The sequence below is a fragment of the Chryseobacterium indologenes genome (assembly GCF_018362995.1).
In the GTDB taxonomy this organism is placed as follows: domain Bacteria; phylum Bacteroidota; class Bacteroidia; order Flavobacteriales; family Weeksellaceae; genus Chryseobacterium; species Chryseobacterium indologenes_G.
Map to the genome: position 1 here is coordinate 4,494,630 of NZ_CP074372.1, position 18,691 is coordinate 4,513,320.

General features: G+C 37.8%; 13 protein-coding genes and 2 rRNA genes. 14 read left to right on the forward strand and 1 reads right to left on the reverse strand.

Annotated elements, in window-relative coordinates; genetic code table 11:
- Window positions 1–113 precede the first annotated feature (113 nt).
- The 14 genes from DYR29_RS20455 (at window position 114) to DYR29_RS20520 (ending at window position 16,049) form a co-directional block, all read left to right on the forward strand.
- Window positions 114–2,871, forward strand: a 23S ribosomal RNA gene (locus DYR29_RS20455).
- 175 nt (window positions 2,872–3,046) lie between these two features.
- Window positions 3,047–3,154 (forward strand): 5S ribosomal RNA (rrf, locus tag DYR29_RS20460).
- A 710-nt stretch (window positions 3,155–3,864) separates the two neighbouring features.
- Complete coding sequence (locus tag DYR29_RS20465; protein WP_213278297.1) at window positions 3,865–5,187, forward strand: sigma-54-dependent transcriptional regulator; 1,323 nt, start codon at window positions 3,865–3,867, stop codon at window positions 5,185–5,187.
- A gap of 353 nt (window positions 5,188–5,540) precedes the next feature.
- On the forward strand, window positions 5,541–5,618 hold the full coding sequence (locus tag DYR29_RS23055; RefSeq protein ID WP_077415921.1) for a potassium-transporting ATPase subunit F: 78 nt from the start codon (window positions 5,541–5,543) through the stop codon (window positions 5,616–5,618).
- A 6-nt stretch (window positions 5,619–5,624) separates the two neighbouring features.
- Entirely contained in the window at window positions 5,625–7,319 is a 1,695-nt protein-coding gene (kdpA, locus tag DYR29_RS20475; protein ID WP_213278298.1) for a potassium-transporting ATPase subunit KdpA, read from the forward strand.
- Window positions 7,320–7,497: 178 nt separating this feature from the next.
- A complete protein-coding gene (gene kdpB / locus DYR29_RS20480; protein ID WP_213278299.1) occupies window positions 7,498–9,537 on the forward strand; it encodes a potassium-transporting ATPase subunit KdpB in 2,040 nt (679 codons plus the stop codon).
- Window positions 9,538–9,547: 10 nt separating this feature from the next.
- Entirely contained in the window at window positions 9,548–10,105 is a 558-nt protein-coding gene (kdpC, locus tag DYR29_RS20485) for a potassium-transporting ATPase subunit KdpC (RefSeq protein ID WP_213278300.1), read from the forward strand.
- 70 nt (window positions 10,106–10,175) lie between these two features.
- A complete protein-coding gene (locus DYR29_RS20490) occupies window positions 10,176–11,261 on the forward strand; it encodes a porin (protein ID WP_213278301.1) in 1,086 nt (361 codons plus the stop codon).
- Between the two features lie 56 nt (window positions 11,262–11,317).
- Window positions 11,318–12,427, forward strand: coding sequence for a sensor protein KdpD (locus tag DYR29_RS20495; RefSeq protein WP_213278302.1), 1,110 nt, complete (start codon window positions 11,318–11,320; stop codon window positions 12,425–12,427).
- Between the two features lie 5 nt (window positions 12,428–12,432).
- Window positions 12,433–14,148: an ATP-binding protein gene (locus DYR29_RS20500; protein WP_213278303.1), complete on the forward strand. Its 1,716-nt coding sequence runs from the start codon at window positions 12,433–12,435 to the stop codon at window positions 14,146–14,148.
- Window positions 14,149–14,226: 78 nt separating this feature from the next.
- Window positions 14,227–14,691 carry a hypothetical protein gene (locus tag DYR29_RS20505; protein ID WP_213278304.1) on the forward strand — a complete coding sequence of 155 codons (465 nt, stop codon included), beginning with the start codon at window positions 14,227–14,229 and terminating at the stop codon, window positions 14,689–14,691.
- A gap of 89 nt (window positions 14,692–14,780) precedes the next feature.
- Window positions 14,781–15,284, forward strand: coding sequence for a hypothetical protein (locus DYR29_RS20510; protein WP_213278305.1), 504 nt, complete (start codon window positions 14,781–14,783; stop codon window positions 15,282–15,284).
- 33 nt (window positions 15,285–15,317) lie between these two features.
- Window positions 15,318–15,776 carry a hypothetical protein gene (locus DYR29_RS20515; protein WP_213278306.1) on the forward strand — a complete coding sequence of 153 codons (459 nt, stop codon included), beginning with the start codon at window positions 15,318–15,320 and terminating at the stop codon, window positions 15,774–15,776.
- A gap of 36 nt (window positions 15,777–15,812) precedes the next feature.
- Entirely contained in the window at window positions 15,813–16,049 is a 237-nt protein-coding gene (locus tag DYR29_RS20520; protein WP_213278307.1) for a hypothetical protein, read from the forward strand.
- 133 nt (window positions 16,050–16,182) lie between these two features.
- Here the strand turns inward: DYR29_RS20520 and DYR29_RS20525 are convergent, their stop codons facing one another.
- Window positions 16,183–18,648, reverse strand: a complete 2,466-nt coding sequence (locus DYR29_RS20525) for a DUF7619 domain-containing protein (RefSeq protein ID WP_213278308.1) — start codon at window positions 18,646–18,648, stop codon at window positions 16,183–16,185.
- Between the last annotated feature and the right edge of the window lie 43 nt (window positions 18,649–18,691).

An 18,691-nucleotide genomic window follows, 5' to 3' on the forward strand; every position in this document is an offset into this window, starting at 1 on the left:
AAAACAACATCTGTTCATCAATTGGACAAGAAGACATTAAGATCATTGACATTAACGGTAAAGACATCACAAAGAGAAAACCGAGCGCATAAAGCGCTTGAGTAACCAATAGGAAAGAAATCGTTAAGGGCGTATGGCGGATGCCTAGGCTTTCAGAGGCGAAGAAGGACGTGGTAAGCTGCGAAAAGCTGCGGGGATTGGCACACACGAATTGATCCGCAGATGTCCGAATGGGGCAACCCAATACATTGAAGATGTATTACCTCGTAAGAGGAGCAAACCCGGAGAACTGAAACATCTAAGTACCCGGAGGAAAAGAAATCGAAGAGATTCCGTAAGTAGTGGCGAGCGAAAGCGGATTAGCCCAAAAGCTGATATATGTTTAATAGAATGTTCTGGAAAGAACGGCCATAGAGGGTGATAGCCCCGTATATGAAAGGCATATTTGAGTGATAAATGAGTAGGGCGGGACACGTGAAATCCTGTCTGAATATGGGGGGACCATCCTCCAAGGCTAAATACTCCTGAAAGACCGATAGTGAACAAGTACTGTGAAGGAAAGGTGAAAAGCACTTCGAATAGAAGGGTGAAATAGAACCTGAAACCGTACGCCTACAAGCGGTCGGAGCAGCGTAATGCTGTGACGGCGTGCCTTTTGCATAATGAGCCTACGAGTTAATTTTACTAGCGAGGTTAAGGTATTAAGTACCGGAGCCGGAGCGAAAGCGAGTCTGAATAGGGCGCATAGTTAGTAGGATTAGACGCGAAACCTTGTGATCTACCCATGGGCAGGTTGAAGCTCTGGTAACACAGAGTGGAGGACCGAACCGGTTGACGTTGAAAAGTCTTCGGATGACCTGTGGGTAGGGGTGAAAGGCCAATCAAACTGGGAGATAGCTCGTACTCTCCGAAATGCATTTAGGTGCAGCGTCGTATATAAGTTTATTAGAGGTAGAGCTACTGATTGGATGCGGGGGTTTCATCGCCTACCAATTCCTGACAAACTCCGAATGCTAATAAATGTTCTACGGCAGTGAGGGCATGGGTGCTAAGGTCCATGTCCGAGAGGGAAAGAACCCAGACCAACAGCTAAGGTCCCAAAATATATGTTAAGTTGAAGCAACGCGGTTGGACTGCATTGACAGCTAGGATGTTGGCTTGGAAGCAGCCATTCATTTAAAGAGTGCGTAACAGCTCACTAGTCGAGCGGTCCGGCATGGATAATAATCGGGCATAAACATATTACCGAAGCTATGGATTTATATTTTAGATATATCTGGTAGGAGAGCATTCTATTTGCGCCGAAGCAGTATCGTGAGGTATTGTGGAGCGGATAGAAAAGAAAATGTAGGCATAAGTAACGATAAAGCAGGCGAGAAACCTGCTCACCGAAAGACCAAGGCTTCCTCAGCCATGCTAATCAGCTGAGGGTTAGTCGGGACCTAACGCGAACCCGAAAGGGGTAGTGGATGGACAATGGGTTAATATTCCCATACTTGCTCACACTAAAAAGGGGACGGTTGGATGTAGCTGCTAAAGACTGACGGAATAGTCAAGGCCTAGCCTTCGGGCGAAGCTGCTGTAGTGTAATCTGATCCAAGAAAAGCCGAAGTGAAGCAACCCGTACCAAAACCGACACAGGTGGTCGAGGAGAGAATCCTAAGGTGCTCGAGTGAGTCGTGGCTAAGGAACTAGGCAAAATAGTCTCGTAACTTCGGAAGAAGAGACGCCATCAGCAATGGTGGCCGCAGTGAAGAGGCCCAGGCGACTGTTTATCAAAAACACAGGACTCTGCTAAATCGAAAGATGCTGTATAGGGTCTGACACCTGCCCGGTGCTGGAAGGTTAAGGAAGGTGCTTAGGGTTAAACCGAAGGCATTAACTGAAGCCCCAGTAAACGGCGGCCGTAACTATAACGGTCCTAAGGTAGCGAAATTCCTTGTCGGGTAAGTTCCGACCTGCACGAATGGTGTAACGATCTGGGCACTGTCTCAGCCACGAGCTCGGTGAAATTGTAGTATCGGTGAAGATGCCGATTACCCGCAATGGGACGAAAAGACCCTGTGAACCTTTACTATAACTTCGTATTGACTTTGAGTAAGTAATGTGTAGGATAGGTGGGAGGCTTTGAAGCTTGCACGCTAGTGTAGGTGGAGCCAACGTTGAAATACCACCCTTTACTTACTTGGAGCCTAACTTCTTTTAGAAGGACATTGCGTGGTGGGTAGTTTGACTGGGGTGGTCGCCTCCAAAAGAGTAACGGAGGCTTTCAAAGGTACCCTCAGCACGCTTGGTAACCGTGCGTAGAGTGTAATGGCATAAGGGTGCTTGACTGTGAGACCTACAAGTCGATCAGGTGCGAAAGCAGGACATAGTGATCCGGTGGTTCCGTATGGAAGGGCCATCGCTCATAGGATAAAAGGTACTCCGGGGATAACAGGCTAGTCTCCCCCAAGAGCTCACATCGACGGGGAGGTTCGGCACCTCGATGTCGGCTCGTCACATCCTGGGGCTGGAGAAGGTCCCAAGGGTTGGGCTGTTCGCCCATTAAAGTGGCACGCGAGCTGGGTTCAGAACGTCGTGAGACAGTTCGGTCTCTATCTATTGCGGGCGTTAGATGTTTGAGAGGGCTTGATTCTAGTACGAGAGGACCGAATTGAACAAACCTCTGGTGTATCAGTTGTACCGCCAGGTGCACCGCTGAGTAGCTACGTTTGGAAGAGATAAGCACTGAAAGCATATAAGTGCGAAACTCGCCTCAAGATGAGACATCTTTTAAGGGTCGTTGTAGATGACGACGTTGATAGGCTACAGGTGTAAAGACAGTAATGTCATAGCCGAGTAGTACTAATTACCCGTAGATTTATAGCCTTTGGTTGCTATATCAAATTATTAAATAATAAATACGACAAGTACTTTATGCGCAGTGAAGGTTTTGTCTTTGTGAAAGTTTTTATCGCTTAAAAATGCAATTGGCGACTAGCGGTTAGCGAATGGCAAATAGCCAAGAGCCAGCAGCAAATAGCCAGATGCTATATACCTTCTTTAGGGTGGTTTTAGCGGTGGGGCTCACCTGTTCCCATTCCGAACACAGAAGTTAAGCCCACCAGCGCCGATGGTACTGCGAAAGCGGGAGAGTAGGCCGCCGCCAGTTTTTATTTTATTTTTAAAAATCCTTTATCATAAGATAAAGGATTTTTTTTGCTTTGTACACAACTCAAACCAAATTACCCGTCAAATAAGTACAAATCTCAACACAAACATAAGCAATGAGTAATCGCTAATGAGCAATGAGTAATGATTGATTGTTTGCTGTTGCCATTCAATCCAAATCATACATTACATTGATCACTTATTACTTATCATTCAGAGCACATACTATCTTGTCACTCCGCAGGAGTCCGAATAATCCATTTTAAATTCTATCATCAAACATAGCTGAGATTATTAAATCACTTAGTATTAAAAGTGCCTATTAGTATTCCTTTGAATCCTTCACGTTAACAAATGTGGCTGGATTCCTACGGAATGACATGATTGGGCATATTAGATCTTAGAAACTCACAATTTAAAATTGATCACTCCTAACCAACTCAGGGTCTATAATTCATAACTCATCATTTATAATTCATAATTATCGTTCATCATTCGTCTTCCCTAGCCCCGATAGTAATGGTTACCCCGTAGCACGCCTGGTAAAGCTGTTGGTTTTGAGCGCAGGAAAGCCCTGGCGCGAGGAGTATGAATGGATAGCGGGAGAATGCGCCCGAAATTTCAGAGTTGTTCACAAAACTATTCTCTATAATCCCTATTTTCCTCGAATAAATTCAATAAGTTTGTATCAGTTTTCCAAAAATAATTATAATGTCAGGAAACATTCTGATCATCGATGATGAGATCAAACTTCTTAAGTTATTAGGAATGATTCTCTCCCAAGAAAATTTTAATGTAAAAGAAGCTTCTACGGCACGTTCAGCGATGACAATGCTGGAGCAATATGATTTTGATGTTGTTTTAAGCGATGTCCGTCTGCCTGATGCTTTTGGAGTAGAATTGATAAAGTCTATTAAAAGCAAATATCCTCAGCTGGAAATTATTCTGATGACGGCTTTCGGTAATATTACTGATGCAGTGCAGGCTATGAAGAATGGAGCATATGATTATCTGGTGAAAGGTGATGATAATGAAAAAATTATCCCATTGGTGTACAAAGCTCTTGAAAAGGTAAAGGATAACAAATCAAGAACAGTACAACAGGTTGTCACCAAAGGATTTGACCAGATCATAGGGAAATCACCTTTAATTTTACAGGCCAAGAAATTGGCTGAAAAAGTGGCTTTAACAGACGCCGCTGTTTTGCTTACAGGAGAAACAGGAACGGGTAAAGAAGTCTTTGCAAGTGCGATTCATGAAGGGAGTGACAGAAAGAAAAACAGCTTTGTAGCAATTAACTGCTCGGCATTCAGTAAAGAGATTCTGGAAAGTGAGCTTTTCGGGCATAAACAAGGGGCTTTTACCGGTGCTGTAAAAGACAAGAAGGGATTGATTGAAGAAGCAAATGGAGGTACTTTGTTTCTGGATGAAATTGGAGAGATGCCGATAGAACTTCAGGCCAAGCTTCTCAGGGTTTTGGAAACCAGAGAGTTTATCAAAATGGGTGAGACGAAAGTTTCAAAATCTGATTTCAGATTAATCGCAGCTACTAACAGAGATTTGGAAGATGAAATAAAGCAGGGAAACTTCAGAGAAGACCTCTATTTCAGACTGAATGTATTTGAAATCACTCTTCCGTCTCTGCGCAATAGAAAAGAAGATCTGAAAGTACTTGCGAAGAATTTTATTGACCTTTTTTCTCATAAACTTCATTTGTCATCTGTTCAGGTAAGTCCGGATTATTATAAAGCATTGGAGAAAAACGACTGGAAGGGAAATATCCGTGAGTTGAGAAATGCTGTGGAACGAAGTTTAATCTTGATGGATAATAATATCCTTGATGCCGACAGTCTTCCTCATTATTCTGAAAAAGCAATTCCGGAAAGCGATTCTTTAAGCATCCGTTCCCTGGAAAAAATACATATTCAGAAAGTATTACAATATACAAAAGGAAATAAAGCGGAAGCAGCCAGATTACTTGAGATTGGTATTGCCACACTATACCGTAAACTGGAAGAATACGGATTAAAATAAACTTATTATCATTTTAATAAAGAGCCTATCATTTTGATAGGCTTTTCTGTTTTTATATGGTTTGATGTTGTGGTTTAATTTATTGTTATTCAGTGTTTTATATGTTTGTTTTTCAAAATGGACTTTCTTTTGGCATATAGTCTCTGAATAAAATATTTAAAAATGACAATTTCAAGAAAAACGTTTAAAAAACGGGAGCATTCTACTTTTAGTCTGCTTATTGTATCGTACGTATTACTGACTCTTTTAACCCTAATGATTAAGATATGATGCTTATAAGTTTAATCCTGCTTTTTGCAGTATTGTTTTGGCTTTTATATAAATCAGTTGAATTTTTTGATAGAATATAAATTATGTGGAGTTTATTTTTCCTCTCAATACTTGCCTTTGTGTATATCTGTTATGTTTTAATAAAACCTGAAAAATTTTAAACAATCATGAATACAGAAATTTTAGGCATTATAGCAATGTTTGCTGTCACGTTAGTTATCGGAATTTTTTTAGGAAAATATATAGCTAATGTTTATGGATACAAAAAGACTTTTCTTGATCCGGTTTTTGAACCCATTGAAAAGTTAATTTATAAAGTTTCGGGGATTAATCCTGCCCGTCAGATGAATTGGAAGCAGAATATGTACGCCATGCTGGCGATCAATCTTATATGGTTCATCATTGGATTCCTTCTTTTATTGAATCAGGCATGGCTGCCTTTAAATCCTGATGGAAACCCGAATATGTCTCCCGATCTGGCTTTTAATACAACCATTTCATTCTTGGTTAACTGTAATTTACAGCATTATTCAGGAGAAACCGGGGTAAGCTATTTGAGCCAGCTTTATCTGATGTTTTTACAGTTTGTAACTGCAGCAACAGGTATGGCAGCAATGGCTGTCCTTTTCAAAGCTTTTAAAGAAAAAACAAGTACAGAATTAGGGAACTTTTATGATTATTTCACAAAATCAATGGTCAGAATCTTAGTTCCTATAAGTGTGATTGTTGCTTTAATTCTTTCTATGAACGGAAGTCCTATGACTTTTGAAGGAAAGGATCATATCATCACATTGGAGGGACAGAAGGCTGATGTTTCCAGAGGTCCTGTATCTGCATTTGTTGCAATTAAACATTTAGGAACTAATGGAGGTGGATTTTTCGGAGCCAACTCGGCACATCCGCTTGAAAATCCTAATTATATCACCAATATGACAGAGATGGTCACTCAGATGATCATTCCGTTTGCATTAGTATTTGCACTGGGTTTTTATCTGAATAAAAGGAAACTGTCATGGGTGATCTTTACCGTAATGACAGTCGGTTTTCTTGCTCTTACCATTCCGAATGTTGTGAATGAAACGGCTGGAAATCCTCTGATTACACAAATGGGAACAGACAGCAGTCTGGGAGCAATGGAAGGTAAAGAAATCCGTTTCGGAAGTGCTTCATCCGGCTATTGGAGTATCGCTACTACAGTTATTTCTACGGGATCTGTGAATTCCATGCATGACAGTACTATGCCTCTCTCGGGGATGAATGAGCTGCTTGCCATGATGATCAACTGCTTCTACGGAGGCTGCGGGGTTGGAATTCTGAACTACTTCATCTTTATCATTCTGGCTGTATTCATCAGTGGTCTGATGGTAGGGCGAACCCCTGAATTTATGGGGAAAAAGATTGAAGCCAAAGAGATGAAAATCGCTATGATTGTGGCTTTATTCCATCCTTTTTTAATTCTTGCAGGAACAGCTTTAACGGCTTATCTACCAGAATTTGGAGCAAAAACATTGAATAATCCAGGTTTCCATGGTTTCAGTGAAATGCTGTACGAGTTTACTTCTTCTGCAGCCAATAACGGATCCGGATTCGAAGGACTGGGAGACAATACACCATGGTGGAATATCTCAACGGGAATTGTTCTTTTATTATCCAGATTCATCCCGATTATAGGCCCTGTTGCTATTGCAGGATTACTGGCACAGAAAAAATATATCCCCGAAAGTTCCGGAACACTGAAAACAGATACAGCTACTTTCGGCTTTATGACCCTGGCGGTGATTTTACTGATTGCAGCATTGTCATTCTTCCCTGCATTGACATTAGGCCCTATTGCAGAGCAGATTCAGTATTTCTCAAAATAAAAATGTGAACATTAAAAATTAAAATCAATATTCAACCATTAAGGAAGCCGAAAAGTTGGAGGAAGCTAGTCTGACACTTACTGAAACGTTCACTTAATATTATCCATATCTATCCTCATTATCTGGCAGACCTTGATGGTTACTATTGATTTACAATGATATAAACTCTTTCAAAAAAATGAAAAATCAGTCACAAACATTGTTTCAGAGAGATTTGGTCAACGAAGCGATAAAACAGTCCTTCGTGAAACTGAATCCGAAAATTATGTTTAAAAATCCAGTAATGTTTCTGGTGGAAATCGGAACCATTGTCATGTTTATTGTAAGCATGTTCAGTCTTACTGGTGATAAAACCCAGGGAAGCTTTTCCTATAACTTTTTAGTATTTATTATTTTATTTTTCACCGTTCTGTTTGCCAATTTTGCAGAAGCTATTGCGGAAGCAAGAGGAAAAGCACAGGCTGATACTCTCAGAAAAACAAGAGAAGAAACTCCGGCTAAATTGGTCATTGATAATAAACCAGGTTTTCAGGTAGAAACAGTGTTGAAAATGTCAGCTGAAATGACTTTAGGTGATATTTTCCTTTGCGAAGCCGGAGATCAGATTCCAATGGATGGTGAAATTATTGAAGGTCTTGCAACCATTGATGAATCAGCAATTACCGGAGAAAGTGCACCTGTAATCCGTGAATCCGGAGGAGATAAAAGTTCTGTAACAGGAGGAACAAAAGTTCTTTCAGACAGAATTAAAGTGAAAGTAACCACAAAACCAGGAGAATCCTTCCTTGATAAAATGATTGCCCTTGTAGAAGGAGCTTCAAGACAGAAAACACCTAACGAAATCGCACTAACTATACTTCTGGCAGGATTTACCCTTACATTTATCATTGTTACCCTCACTTTAAAGCCTTTTGCAGACTATGCGCAGACTCCGATTACCATAGCGGCATTTATATCTCTTTTCGTTTGTCTTATTCCGACAACCATCGGTGGTCTGCTTTCTGCAATCGGGATTGCGGGGATGGACAGAGCTTTAAGAGCAAATGTGATTACAAAAAGTGGTAAAGCAGTGGAAACTGCGGGTGATATTGATGTTCTGTTGCTTGATAAAACCGGAACAATCACTATCGGAAACCGTAAGGCAACTCAGTTTCATCCTGCAAACGGAATCGAACTTGACAAATTTATTAAAGCTTCTGCATTAAGTTCTGTGGCTGACGAAACACCGGAAGGAAAATCAATCATTGAACTGAGTGCTTTGAAATCTGAAGACTTGCTGGTTGCGAATCCTGTTTATATCGATTTTACAGCAGAAACAAGAACTTCAGGAATTGATTTTGACGAAACAAGAATCCGTAAAGGAGCTTATGATACGATAAAAAAACTGACTGAAAAAGCCGGGAATATCTTCCCACAGGAAACTCAGGATGCGGTAACCAAAATTTCTGAAAACGGAGGAACTCCTCTGGTAGTTTCTGTGAATGAAAAAGTATGGGGCGTTATTGAGCTTCAGGATATCATCAAAACCGGAATTCAGGAACGTTTTCAAAGACTGAGAAAGATGGGAGTGAAAACGGTAATGGTAACCGGCGATAACCCTCTGACTGCCAAATTTATCGCAGAAAAAGCTGGAGTAGACGATTTTATTGCCGAAGCCAAACCTGAAGATAAGATGAATTACATCAAAAAGGAACAGCAGGAAGGTAAGCTGGTAGCGATGATGGGTGACGGTACTAATGATGCTCCGGCACTGGCACAAGCCGATGTAGGTGTAGCCATGAACAGTGGAACACAGGCTGCAAAAGAAGCCGGAAACATGGTAGATCTTGATAATGACCCTACAAAGTTGATCGAAATCGTAGAAATTGGGAAGCAGCTGCTGATGACAAGAGGTACTTTGACAACTTTCAGTATTGCAAATGACGTGGCGAAATATTTTGCCATTATTCCTGCGCTCTTTATCACTTTTATTCCTTCCCTTCAGAAGCTTAATATTATGAATCTTCACAGCCCGGAAACAGCCATATTATCAGCGGTTATTTTCAATGCGATAATCATTCCGTTCCTGATTCCGCTGGCGTTGAAAGGAGTGGCTTACAAACCGATTGGTGCAAGTGCCTTATTGAGAAGAAACCTTTTGATTTATGGTTTAGGCGGGGTAATCGTTCCGTTTATCGGAATCAAAATCATTGATCTGGTAATCAGTTTATTCTATTAAAATTAAAAAAATGAAAAATCATATTGTTTCAGCATTCAGATTAACTCTTGTAATGCTGGTGGTGACAGGTATTTATCTGGGGGTTGTATATGGAGGTTCCAAAATACTTCCGAATAAAGGAAACGGAGAAATTGTCTATGATAAAGGACAGAAGTTTTATGCCAATATCGGACAGGAATTCAAATCTGAAAAATACTTTCACGGTCGTCCTTCTTCCGTTAATTATAATGCAGCAGGAAGTGGTGGGAGCAACAAAGGTCCCAGCAATGAAGAATATCTGGAAACAGTTCAGAAAAGAATTGATACTTTAAAAATGAAAAACCCTGAAATGGGAAATACGAAAGTGCCTGTAGAACTTGTTACGGCAAGTGGAAGCGGGCTGGATCCGGATATTTCTGAAGAAGGAGCACTGTATCAGGCCAAAAGAATTGCAAAAGTGAGAAACCTTTCCGAGGAACAGATCAAAAGCTTAATTAATACTCAAACAGAGAAGCCGTTGTTAGGATTTTTCGGACCATCAAAAGTAAATGTACTGAAGCTTAATATTGCTTTGGATCAATTAAAATAATAAATTTAATAATCAATAATCATATCAAGGTTTTAAACCTTGATATGATGAATACACCTTTAAAACTAAAGTGAAAAAATATCTAGCTATATGTGCACTATCAGGGCTGTTTTTAGCCAAAGCACAATCATCAGATTCATTGAAAACAGGAAATAAAGTTACGTTTTCCGCCTATGCAGAACTCTTTTACACCTATGATTTTAATGAACCTGGAAATCATATGCGTCAAAATTTTCTCTACTCATATAACAGACACAATGAAATGAATCTTAATCTGGGATTGGTTAAAGCCAATTACCAAAGTGAAAATATTCGTGCCAATGTTGCTTTAATGGCCGGAACGTATGCACAGGATAATATGGCAGCTGAACAAAATGCTTTGCGCTATGTAAATGAAGCCAATATCGGTATCAAAATCTCAAAAAATAAAAATCTCTGGATTGATGCAGGAATCATGCCTTCACATATCGGCTGGGAAAGTGCTATAGGAAAAGATAATGTGAATCTGACAAGAAGTTTAGCCGCTGAAAACTCGCCATATTTTGAAACCGGAGCTAAAATTTCCTACACCTCAGATAACGGAAAATGGTTTTTAAGCGGGCTGGTGCTGAATGGCTGGCAGCGTATTGCCAAACCGGAAGGAAACCAGAGTATTTCTTTCGGACATCAGTTGACGTATAAACCGAATGATAAAATTACTTTGAACAGCAGCTCATTCGTAGGAAATGATAAAGCAAAAGAAGATAAAAGAATGCGGTATTTCCATGATTTATATGGAAGCTTTCAATTGACAGATCAGTTCTCTGCAGTATTGGGATTTGATATCGGTGCAGAGCAAAAATCAAAAGGAAGCGAGCAGTATAATATCTGGTACAGCCCAAATGTATTAATGAAATATCAATTAGATAACAAATGGGCACTGGCAGGGAGATTGGAATATTACAATGATAAAAATGGAGTGATTATCAATACTGGAACTCCTAATGGATTTCAGACCTTCGGATATTCTCTCAATGTAGATTATGCGATCTTTAAAAATGTGATTTTCCGTACAGAAGCAAGAGGTTTTACTGCCAAAGATGCCATTTTTGCGAAAAATGATGAATTTAGAAAAGGGAATTTCTTTATAACATCAAGTTTAGCGGTCTGGTTTTAATATCGGTTTAGCCACAGAAAATAGTGTTTAAAGTAAAATTAAAAAGAATAAAATCAATGTCATCAGCAAAAGATTTTTTAGAACTGATTCAGAAGTCCCGCAAAGGAAAATTCAAAATTTATATCGGGATGAGTGCAGGTGTAGGAAAGAGCTTCCGTATGCTTCAGGAAGCGCATTCTCTTTTGCGAAATGGCATTGATGTAAAGATTGGCTATATTGAAACTCACGGCAGAGAAGAAACGGTAGCTCTTGTAGAAGGTCTTCCTGAAATTGAAAGAAAATCAGTTTTTTACAAAGGAAAAAACCTTGAAGAAATGGATTTTCAGGCCATTATCAATGAACATCCTGAAGTTGTTTTAGTGGACGAACTGGCGCATACCAATGTAGAAGGCTCCAAAAATAAAAAAAGATGGCAGGACGTACTGGAAATCCTTGATAACGGCATCAATGTTATCAGTGCGATGAATATTCAGCACATTGAAAGCCTGAATGAAGAAGTAAAGAAAATCACAGGAGTAGAAGTGGCAGAAAGGGTTCCGGATAAAATACTGGCACTCGCAGATGAAGTGGTGAATATTGACCTTACCGCTGATGAACTTCTTACTCGACTGAAAGAAGGGAAAATCTATAAAAAGGAAAAAATTCAGACAGCACTGAGTAATTTCTTCCAAAGCGGGCATATTCTACAACTTCGTGAGCTGGCTTTAAAAGAAGTAGCCACTCACGTGGAAAGAAAGGTAGAAACGGAGATCAAAACTGAAAATTTTAAACCCATAAAATTCCTGGCCTGCATCAGCAGCAACGAGAAAATTGCCAAAACAATTATCCGGAAAACAGCAAGGTTAGCCAGCTATTATAACAGTCCATGGACTGTTTTGTACATTCAGAAACCTTCAGAAAATCCGGAAAAAATAGCGTTGGATAAACAGCGGTATTTGATTAATAATTTTAATTTAGCACAGGAATTAGGTGCCAAAGTAGTCCGTATCAAAGAAAACAGTGTTCATAACGGGATTCTTGAGTATGTGATTGCCCATAATATCACGACGGTCTGCATTGGAAAACCTCATGCCAGTTTCTGGCAGCGGCTGTTGGGGTACAGCTGGATCTATACCCTTATGAACAGGCTGAATGAAAGACAGATAGATATTATTATTTTATCTTAAAAGTAATGAAACTTAAAACGAAACTTACCTTAGGCGTTGGCCTTTTATTTCTGCTGATTGTTCTGCTTTCAGTGATAGGTTCTGTATACATCAATAAATTAAAATCCGATACTGAAAAGATCCTTACGGCCAATTACAACAGCCTGGAGTTTTCTAAAAATATGCTTCTGGCGCTGGATAATATCAGTACAGACAGTACTGTTGCGATCGCAGATTTTCGAAAGAATAATAAGCTGCAGGAAAAAAACCTTACAGAATTTGGAGAAAGAGAAGCCACTCAAAACCTTAATATGCATTTCAGTAGCTATCTGAAAGCACCTGATATCCATAAAGAAAAACTAATCCGTGAGGATCTTGCCAAGATCATGTCTTTGAATATGAAAGGCATAGAAAGAAAAAGTGATATCGCGATTATTACAGCAGAAAATGCCACTTTTTGGATTGTAAGTTTAGGAACCGTATGCTTTCTGATTGCTTTTATTCTGCTTTTCAATTTACCACAAACTATTGCAGAACCAATTAATCAGTTAACCTTCAGTATCAAACAGATTGCTGATAAAAATTATAATGAGAGGGTTCATTTTAAAGGAAGTGAAGAGTTCAACAGCCTGGCGGAGTCCTTCAACAGTATGGCGGAAAAACTTCAGGAGTACGAAAGCAGTACACTTTCCAAGCAGCTGATGGATAAAAAACGTATCGAAACATTGGTCAATAATATGCACGATGCAGTGATTGGGCTGGATGAAAACCATTTTATTTACATGATCAATGATGAAGCATTGAAGATCACCAACCTACATAAAGAGGAAATTATTGGAAAAACAGCTCATGAAGTTGCTGTTAACAATGATCTGATGCGTGAACTGCTGAAAAATATAGATCATCCGGTAAAAGATCCGATTAAGATTGTTCGTGATAACAAGGAAAACTATTTTGAACAGGATATTATCCCGATCAATATTGTTAAAACAGGCGAAAAAGAAAAAAAATATATTGGAAAGGTAATCTTGTTGAGAAATATTACCCCTTTTAAAGAGCTTGATTTTGCCAAAACCAATTTCATTGCAACGATCTCTCATGAACTGAAAACTCCGATTTCAGCCATCAAAATGGGTGTTCAGCTTCTGGGAAACCAAAAGTTCGGAGAACTGAATGAGCAGCAGCAGGAATTATTGAAAAGTATCAATGAAGATGGACAGCGATTATTGGATATCACAGGTGAATTGCTTAATCTTTCTCAGGTAGAATCCGGAAATATCAGATTGACTGTTGAGAAATGTTCCCCTAAAGAAATCGTACAGACTGCTGTAAAAAATGTTGAAAAGCTTGCCGAGCAGAAAAATATTTCCATCAGCACAGAATATCTTCTGGAAGACAGCGATGCTGTGACTGCTGATTTTGATAAAACAGTCTGGGTGATGAATAACTTTCTTACCAATGCGGTAAAGCACTCTTTTCAGGATGAAAATATTAAGATTGTGGTAGAAAAACAGAACTTATTCATTCAGTTCAGTATTATTGATACCGGAAGCGGAATTGATGAAAAATACCACCGCCAGATCTTTGACCGTTATTTTCAGGTTCCCGGCGAACACCAAAATGGAACAGGTTTGGGCTTGGCTATTTCAAAAAATTTCATTGAAAAGCAACATGGAGAAATAGGAGTGAAGAGTTCTCTGAATAATGGAAGTACGTTTTACTTCAGACTGCCGGTTTCATAAGGATTATTGTTATATCTTTGACTCAGAAAATATCTGATTTTCTTATTTAAAAATTTGTAATTCTATCCTTTTAAATTCATGGATCCTTTTTTCTATTTGCCATTGGCAGGTGTAGTATTTTTTATCATCTCAAGAATTTTCTTTTATGCGCAGAAAAATAAAATCATTGAAAAATATCAGCAGCCGGATGCGGTAGTTTTTAAAAATATCCATGGTACCATTATTTCAGTAACTAAAGGAGGTCTTGGCTATAGTAAAAAATTTCGGTGGTGCAGTTTTGAAATTTTCATGAATCAAAATTCTATATTTTTGTTTCCTAAAGATTTTTACATTGTTCCCGGTAAGTGTATTAATCTGAGATTTGGATCAGATAGAAGAAATACAAAAAATCCTGAAGTTCTGAGAGAATTTCATATATATGACAATTATGTTGAACTGATTCTCTATCCTGACTGGATGCCCAATACAAAACGTACAATTTCTTTGGAAGGACTAAATAAGGACGAAATTTTACTTTTCAGGAAAGTTTTGATTAAGGAATAGTAGTTTAAGCAGTTATTTCAGACTACCAGTTGTAAGGATTATTGTTATTTGTTATATTTTAGCGCTATAAAATTAAATAACCTAAACCTGTGAATATTAAAACAATTGTTCTTTTTTGGGGACTAGCAATATCGAATTTTTGCTTTAGTCAGCAAAAATTTCGTGAAAACTTTACTTTAAAACTTCCGGTGGATTCTGTGAGATACTATCAGCAAGAAGTTAAAAAATCTCCCTATTTTGTTGAGGAAAATACTTTGCAAATTTACCCTGGTGAACACTTATTTATTGCAGCAGATATTAAAGAGGGAAAACTGGAATCTATGAAGGTGGTTAAAGAGAATGTAAACCCGTCAAAGACCATAGAAATAGAGTTTTCACAGGATGTTGAAGGCAGAAAACATAAAGGAATGATGCTTCAGGTAAGTAATCCCTTTGATAAAAATCTCTTATATGATGCGACAATGTATACTGTAGAGGAATCTAAATGGGTTGAAACTTCCATTCTTCCAGTAAAACCTAAGTTGGCAGGCTTTGAGTTATGGAACGACGTTATTATTACTCTTGTCCTTCATAACTGGAGATTACAAAACTGACAATCCTATTCTTATATTTACGCTAAAATAAAAATGAGAAAAACGTTAGCATTCTTGTTATTTTCAATGGTACTCAGTATCCAGATCTCTGCTCAGACCTTCACATTAGAACAACTTAAAGGTTTCAACAAGCTTACTATGGATGAGTTTAAAAAGGAAATGAAACAGCTTAAGTTCAAATTTTATGACAAAACTGAAGGTTTAAGTTTTCTTTTAACCGAATACGAAGCCCCAGACTATACCTCGAAAATAGGAAAGTTTGAATACAAAGAAGAAAAATCAGAAGACAGAATTGAATTTGAGTTTAAAGACAAGAAAGAATACGATCAATATCTTAAACTGATATTGTCAGCCGGATATAAAGAAACGGAGAAAGGAAAGATCATTACCAAAGAACCCTATGTGGATTACCACAGGAATAAAGAATATATCAGGCTAATCTTGCCAAAGACAGGAGAAAGTTCTCCATATACTATTATTGTTTTTAAGTAAATAAATTTTTCTAAATTTGAACTTAAGTCACGCAAGATGAACACCTCAGATTTAAAAATTGATTTAATTAACAGAATTACCCAATTAAAAGAAGCCAGAATTATTGAAGAAATTCAAAAGATTCTGGATTTTGAATTGGACCATAATGAATATATTCTTACTACCGAGCAAAAAGAAAGAGTTGCTGAAGGAAGAGAAGAATATAAGAACAAAGCATACCTTACGGAAGATCAGGCCAACAAGGATATTGAAGAATGGCTAAAAGAAAAGTAATTTGGACCGTTAAAGCCAATAAGGATGAAAGAAAAGAAGATAAAAAGTTAGGAACTGTTAATTCAACTCACTTTACGATAATAAAAAGGCTGTGATCATTTTCACAGCCTTTTTATGTGAATATTTTTAAAGTTTAGTCTTTAATAAATTTCTGTACAATTACTTTGTCTTTCAAGAAAACTTTGAGAATATAATTTCCTTTAGAAAGTTCAAAAACAGGAATGGAGTTTCCTTTTACATTTGTTGAACTGATAATTCTTCCGGCTGCATCATAGACTTCAGCTTTTACAATTTCATTTTTAGATTGAATATGTAAAATATCTCTTACTGGATTCGGATAAACAGAAATACCATTGCTTTCCTTATTGTTTTCTGCTGTTGCTAATACATTTTGAATGCTTGTTGTATAAGTATTGGTAATAATCGGAGCATTGTAATCGAAGTAAATATTGGCTGTATTGCTGAAGCTGTTCCCAATATTTAAAGTAGATTTTGTTTTAATTTTGAATGAGACATATCCGTCATTATTCGCATCATCAAAAGGAAGCTGGATGTTTTCAAAGATGAATTCTACTGTACTTGGATTGGTAATTCTTGCTACAAAATTGTGACTTCCGTTCAACGCAACTAAACTTGATAGATCAAATTTAGAAGTATCAATAACATCCTTTACCACAATATTCTGTGCATTTGCGGTTCCAGTATTTTCAAACCTGATCAGATAATGCACATAATCTCCAACTTGGGTTTGCGTAATAGTAGTTCCTTCCAGACAAGTCTTATCATTTGGATCAAAAGAATTGACAACCGATTGGTTCAACGTGAAATTATTGTCAAATGGTGTTTCATCAGTAGCTCCATTGATTTGTGCCGTATAATGCAAAATATCACCACCGTTTAGTGGTGGGGTCTGAGTTGGTGTATTTAATTTTAGAGTTACAGTAATTTCTTTGGTTTCAAAAGGGAGAAGATTCGTGAAATTCCAGTTCAATATACCACTAGATTGAGAGCCTGGAGATGTCGTTGCACTCAGATAATTCATCAGGTTATTATTGAAATTAAAAACTATATTTCCCGACTGTGGTGCAGTGCCTTTGTTTTTATAGATGATTTTATATTTTGATTCAAAACCAGGTGAAGCTGCTGTTACAGGAATAATCAGCACTTCTAAATCATGATGAACTCCATTAGCTGCCAAACAGAAATTTTGTGCTACAGGACTAGGCTGATTGGGAAAGGTGACGCTTATGGAAGGTGGAGTGACTGTAAAATAATTAGGGTTTTCTAACACAGGGGTAAGCGTATGTGTTCCTGCCTGTAGTGGAATTGAATAATTAGCTGAAGTATTTCCTATGAAACTTCCTGAAGTATTCCCACTTGTAATATTAAATTTTTGCAATGCTTTACCCGGATCACCGATGTCACAGCCATTATTGTTACTGTCATATTTTGTATTTCCCTGAACCACATAGAAGATTCCGCCCGGAGTAAATGAGCAATAATTTGTTGTTTTATAAGTGGAGTAAAAATAGGGAGAACTATCTATTATACTTTGTATCATATCCTGTTCATTGTAATCACAGCAAATTACAAGATTGGGATTAAAAACGATACCTGTTCCGCTATTTTGCTGAACTTTACCGTTTTTTAAATTAAGAAAACTCATATTGTTTGAGCTGCAGTTGATATTATAAAATTCAGGGTTTTGGGATAGATCAAGAGATTGAATTGAATTATTATTGCAGTTGAGTGTATTTAAAAGAGGATATATGGAAAGATTGAGGTTTGTGAGCTGATTGTATCCGCAATAAATCATTTTCATATCGGGACAACCGGGCATACTTAAGCTTGTTAAGTGATTGTTTTCACAGTAAACAACACGAAGGTTGCTTTGATTTTGAATATTGAGTGCTGATAGGTTATTTTTGCTGACATCTATGATCTCCATATTGGAATTTGCAAAGTTAATGGATGAAAGCAAAGTATTGTTCTTCAGGTAAAAAACAAAAATATTCTGCAGATTAGAAGCATCAAATGTTGTAAGTTGTGTCTTTTCTATATCCAATTCCACAATATTTGAAGATCCGGAAATATTGATATTCGTTAAAGGGGTATTAAAAATGTACAAATATTTTAAAGAAAGTCTATTCTGTAAATCCAATGAAGTTATAGCTGTATTATTGCAGTAAAACCTGTATATATTGTTACAGTTGGTAAGATTCAGGGAAGTTAGTTGAAACATTGCATCTAAGCTTAATTCTGATAAAAAAGGATTAGAGCTCAGATTTAGGGATGATATATTATTCCCGGAAATATCCAGCTCTCCTAAATTTCCAAAGGCAGAGATTCCTGTCAGATCTGATATTCCTCCACCATAAAGTCGGAGTCTTCCTACCTGTAAAGCTTCGGATACTTCAATTTCTCCATTGTTATTCGTATCAATTTTCATGTTGAAATTACCGGAATTTGTTGATGCAATACTATTGGTAATGTCTGCTGACAATAATTTTGCTTTAAAATTAGCATCGGGAATATTGACAATCTGTGACTGAAGGATAGAAAATACAGTCAACAGAATAACTGAGTAGAGTTTTTTCATGGTTAAGGTAAGTTGGGTTTTAGTTTTTTATTATTTGATTACA

Bases quoted from the DNA above. Each gene is read 5' to 3' on its own strand.
- DYR29_RS20465 (WP_213278297.1), top strand. From the start codon at position 3,865: ATGTCAGGAAACATTCTGATCATCGATGATGAGATCAAACTTCTTAAG.
- DYR29_RS23055 (WP_077415921.1), top strand. From the start codon at position 5,541: ATGTGGAGTTTATTTTTCCTCTCAATACTTGCCTTTGTGTATATCTGT.
- kdpA (WP_213278298.1), top strand. From the start codon at position 5,625: ATGAATACAGAAATTTTAGGCATTATAGCAATGTTTGCTGTCACGTTA.
- kdpB (WP_213278299.1), top strand. From the start codon at position 7,498: ATGAAAAATCAGTCACAAACATTGTTTCAGAGAGATTTGGTCAACGAA.
- kdpC (WP_213278300.1), top strand. From the start codon at position 9,548: ATGAAAAATCATATTGTTTCAGCATTCAGATTAACTCTTGTAATGCTG.
- DYR29_RS20495 (WP_213278302.1), top strand. From the start codon at position 11,318: ATGTCATCAGCAAAAGATTTTTTAGAACTGATTCAGAAGTCCCGCAAA.
- DYR29_RS20500 (WP_213278303.1), top strand. From the start codon at position 12,433: ATGAAACTTAAAACGAAACTTACCTTAGGCGTTGGCCTTTTATTTCTG.
- DYR29_RS20505 (WP_213278304.1), top strand. From the start codon at position 14,227: ATGGATCCTTTTTTCTATTTGCCATTGGCAGGTGTAGTATTTTTTATC.
- DYR29_RS20515 (WP_213278306.1), top strand. From the start codon at position 15,318: ATGAGAAAAACGTTAGCATTCTTGTTATTTTCAATGGTACTCAGTATC.
- DYR29_RS20520 (WP_213278307.1), top strand. From the start codon at position 15,813: ATGAACACCTCAGATTTAAAAATTGATTTAATTAACAGAATTACCCAA.
- DYR29_RS20525 (WP_213278308.1), bottom strand. From the start codon at position 18,648: ATGAAAAAACTCTACTCAGTTATTCTGTTGACTGTATTTTCTATCCTT.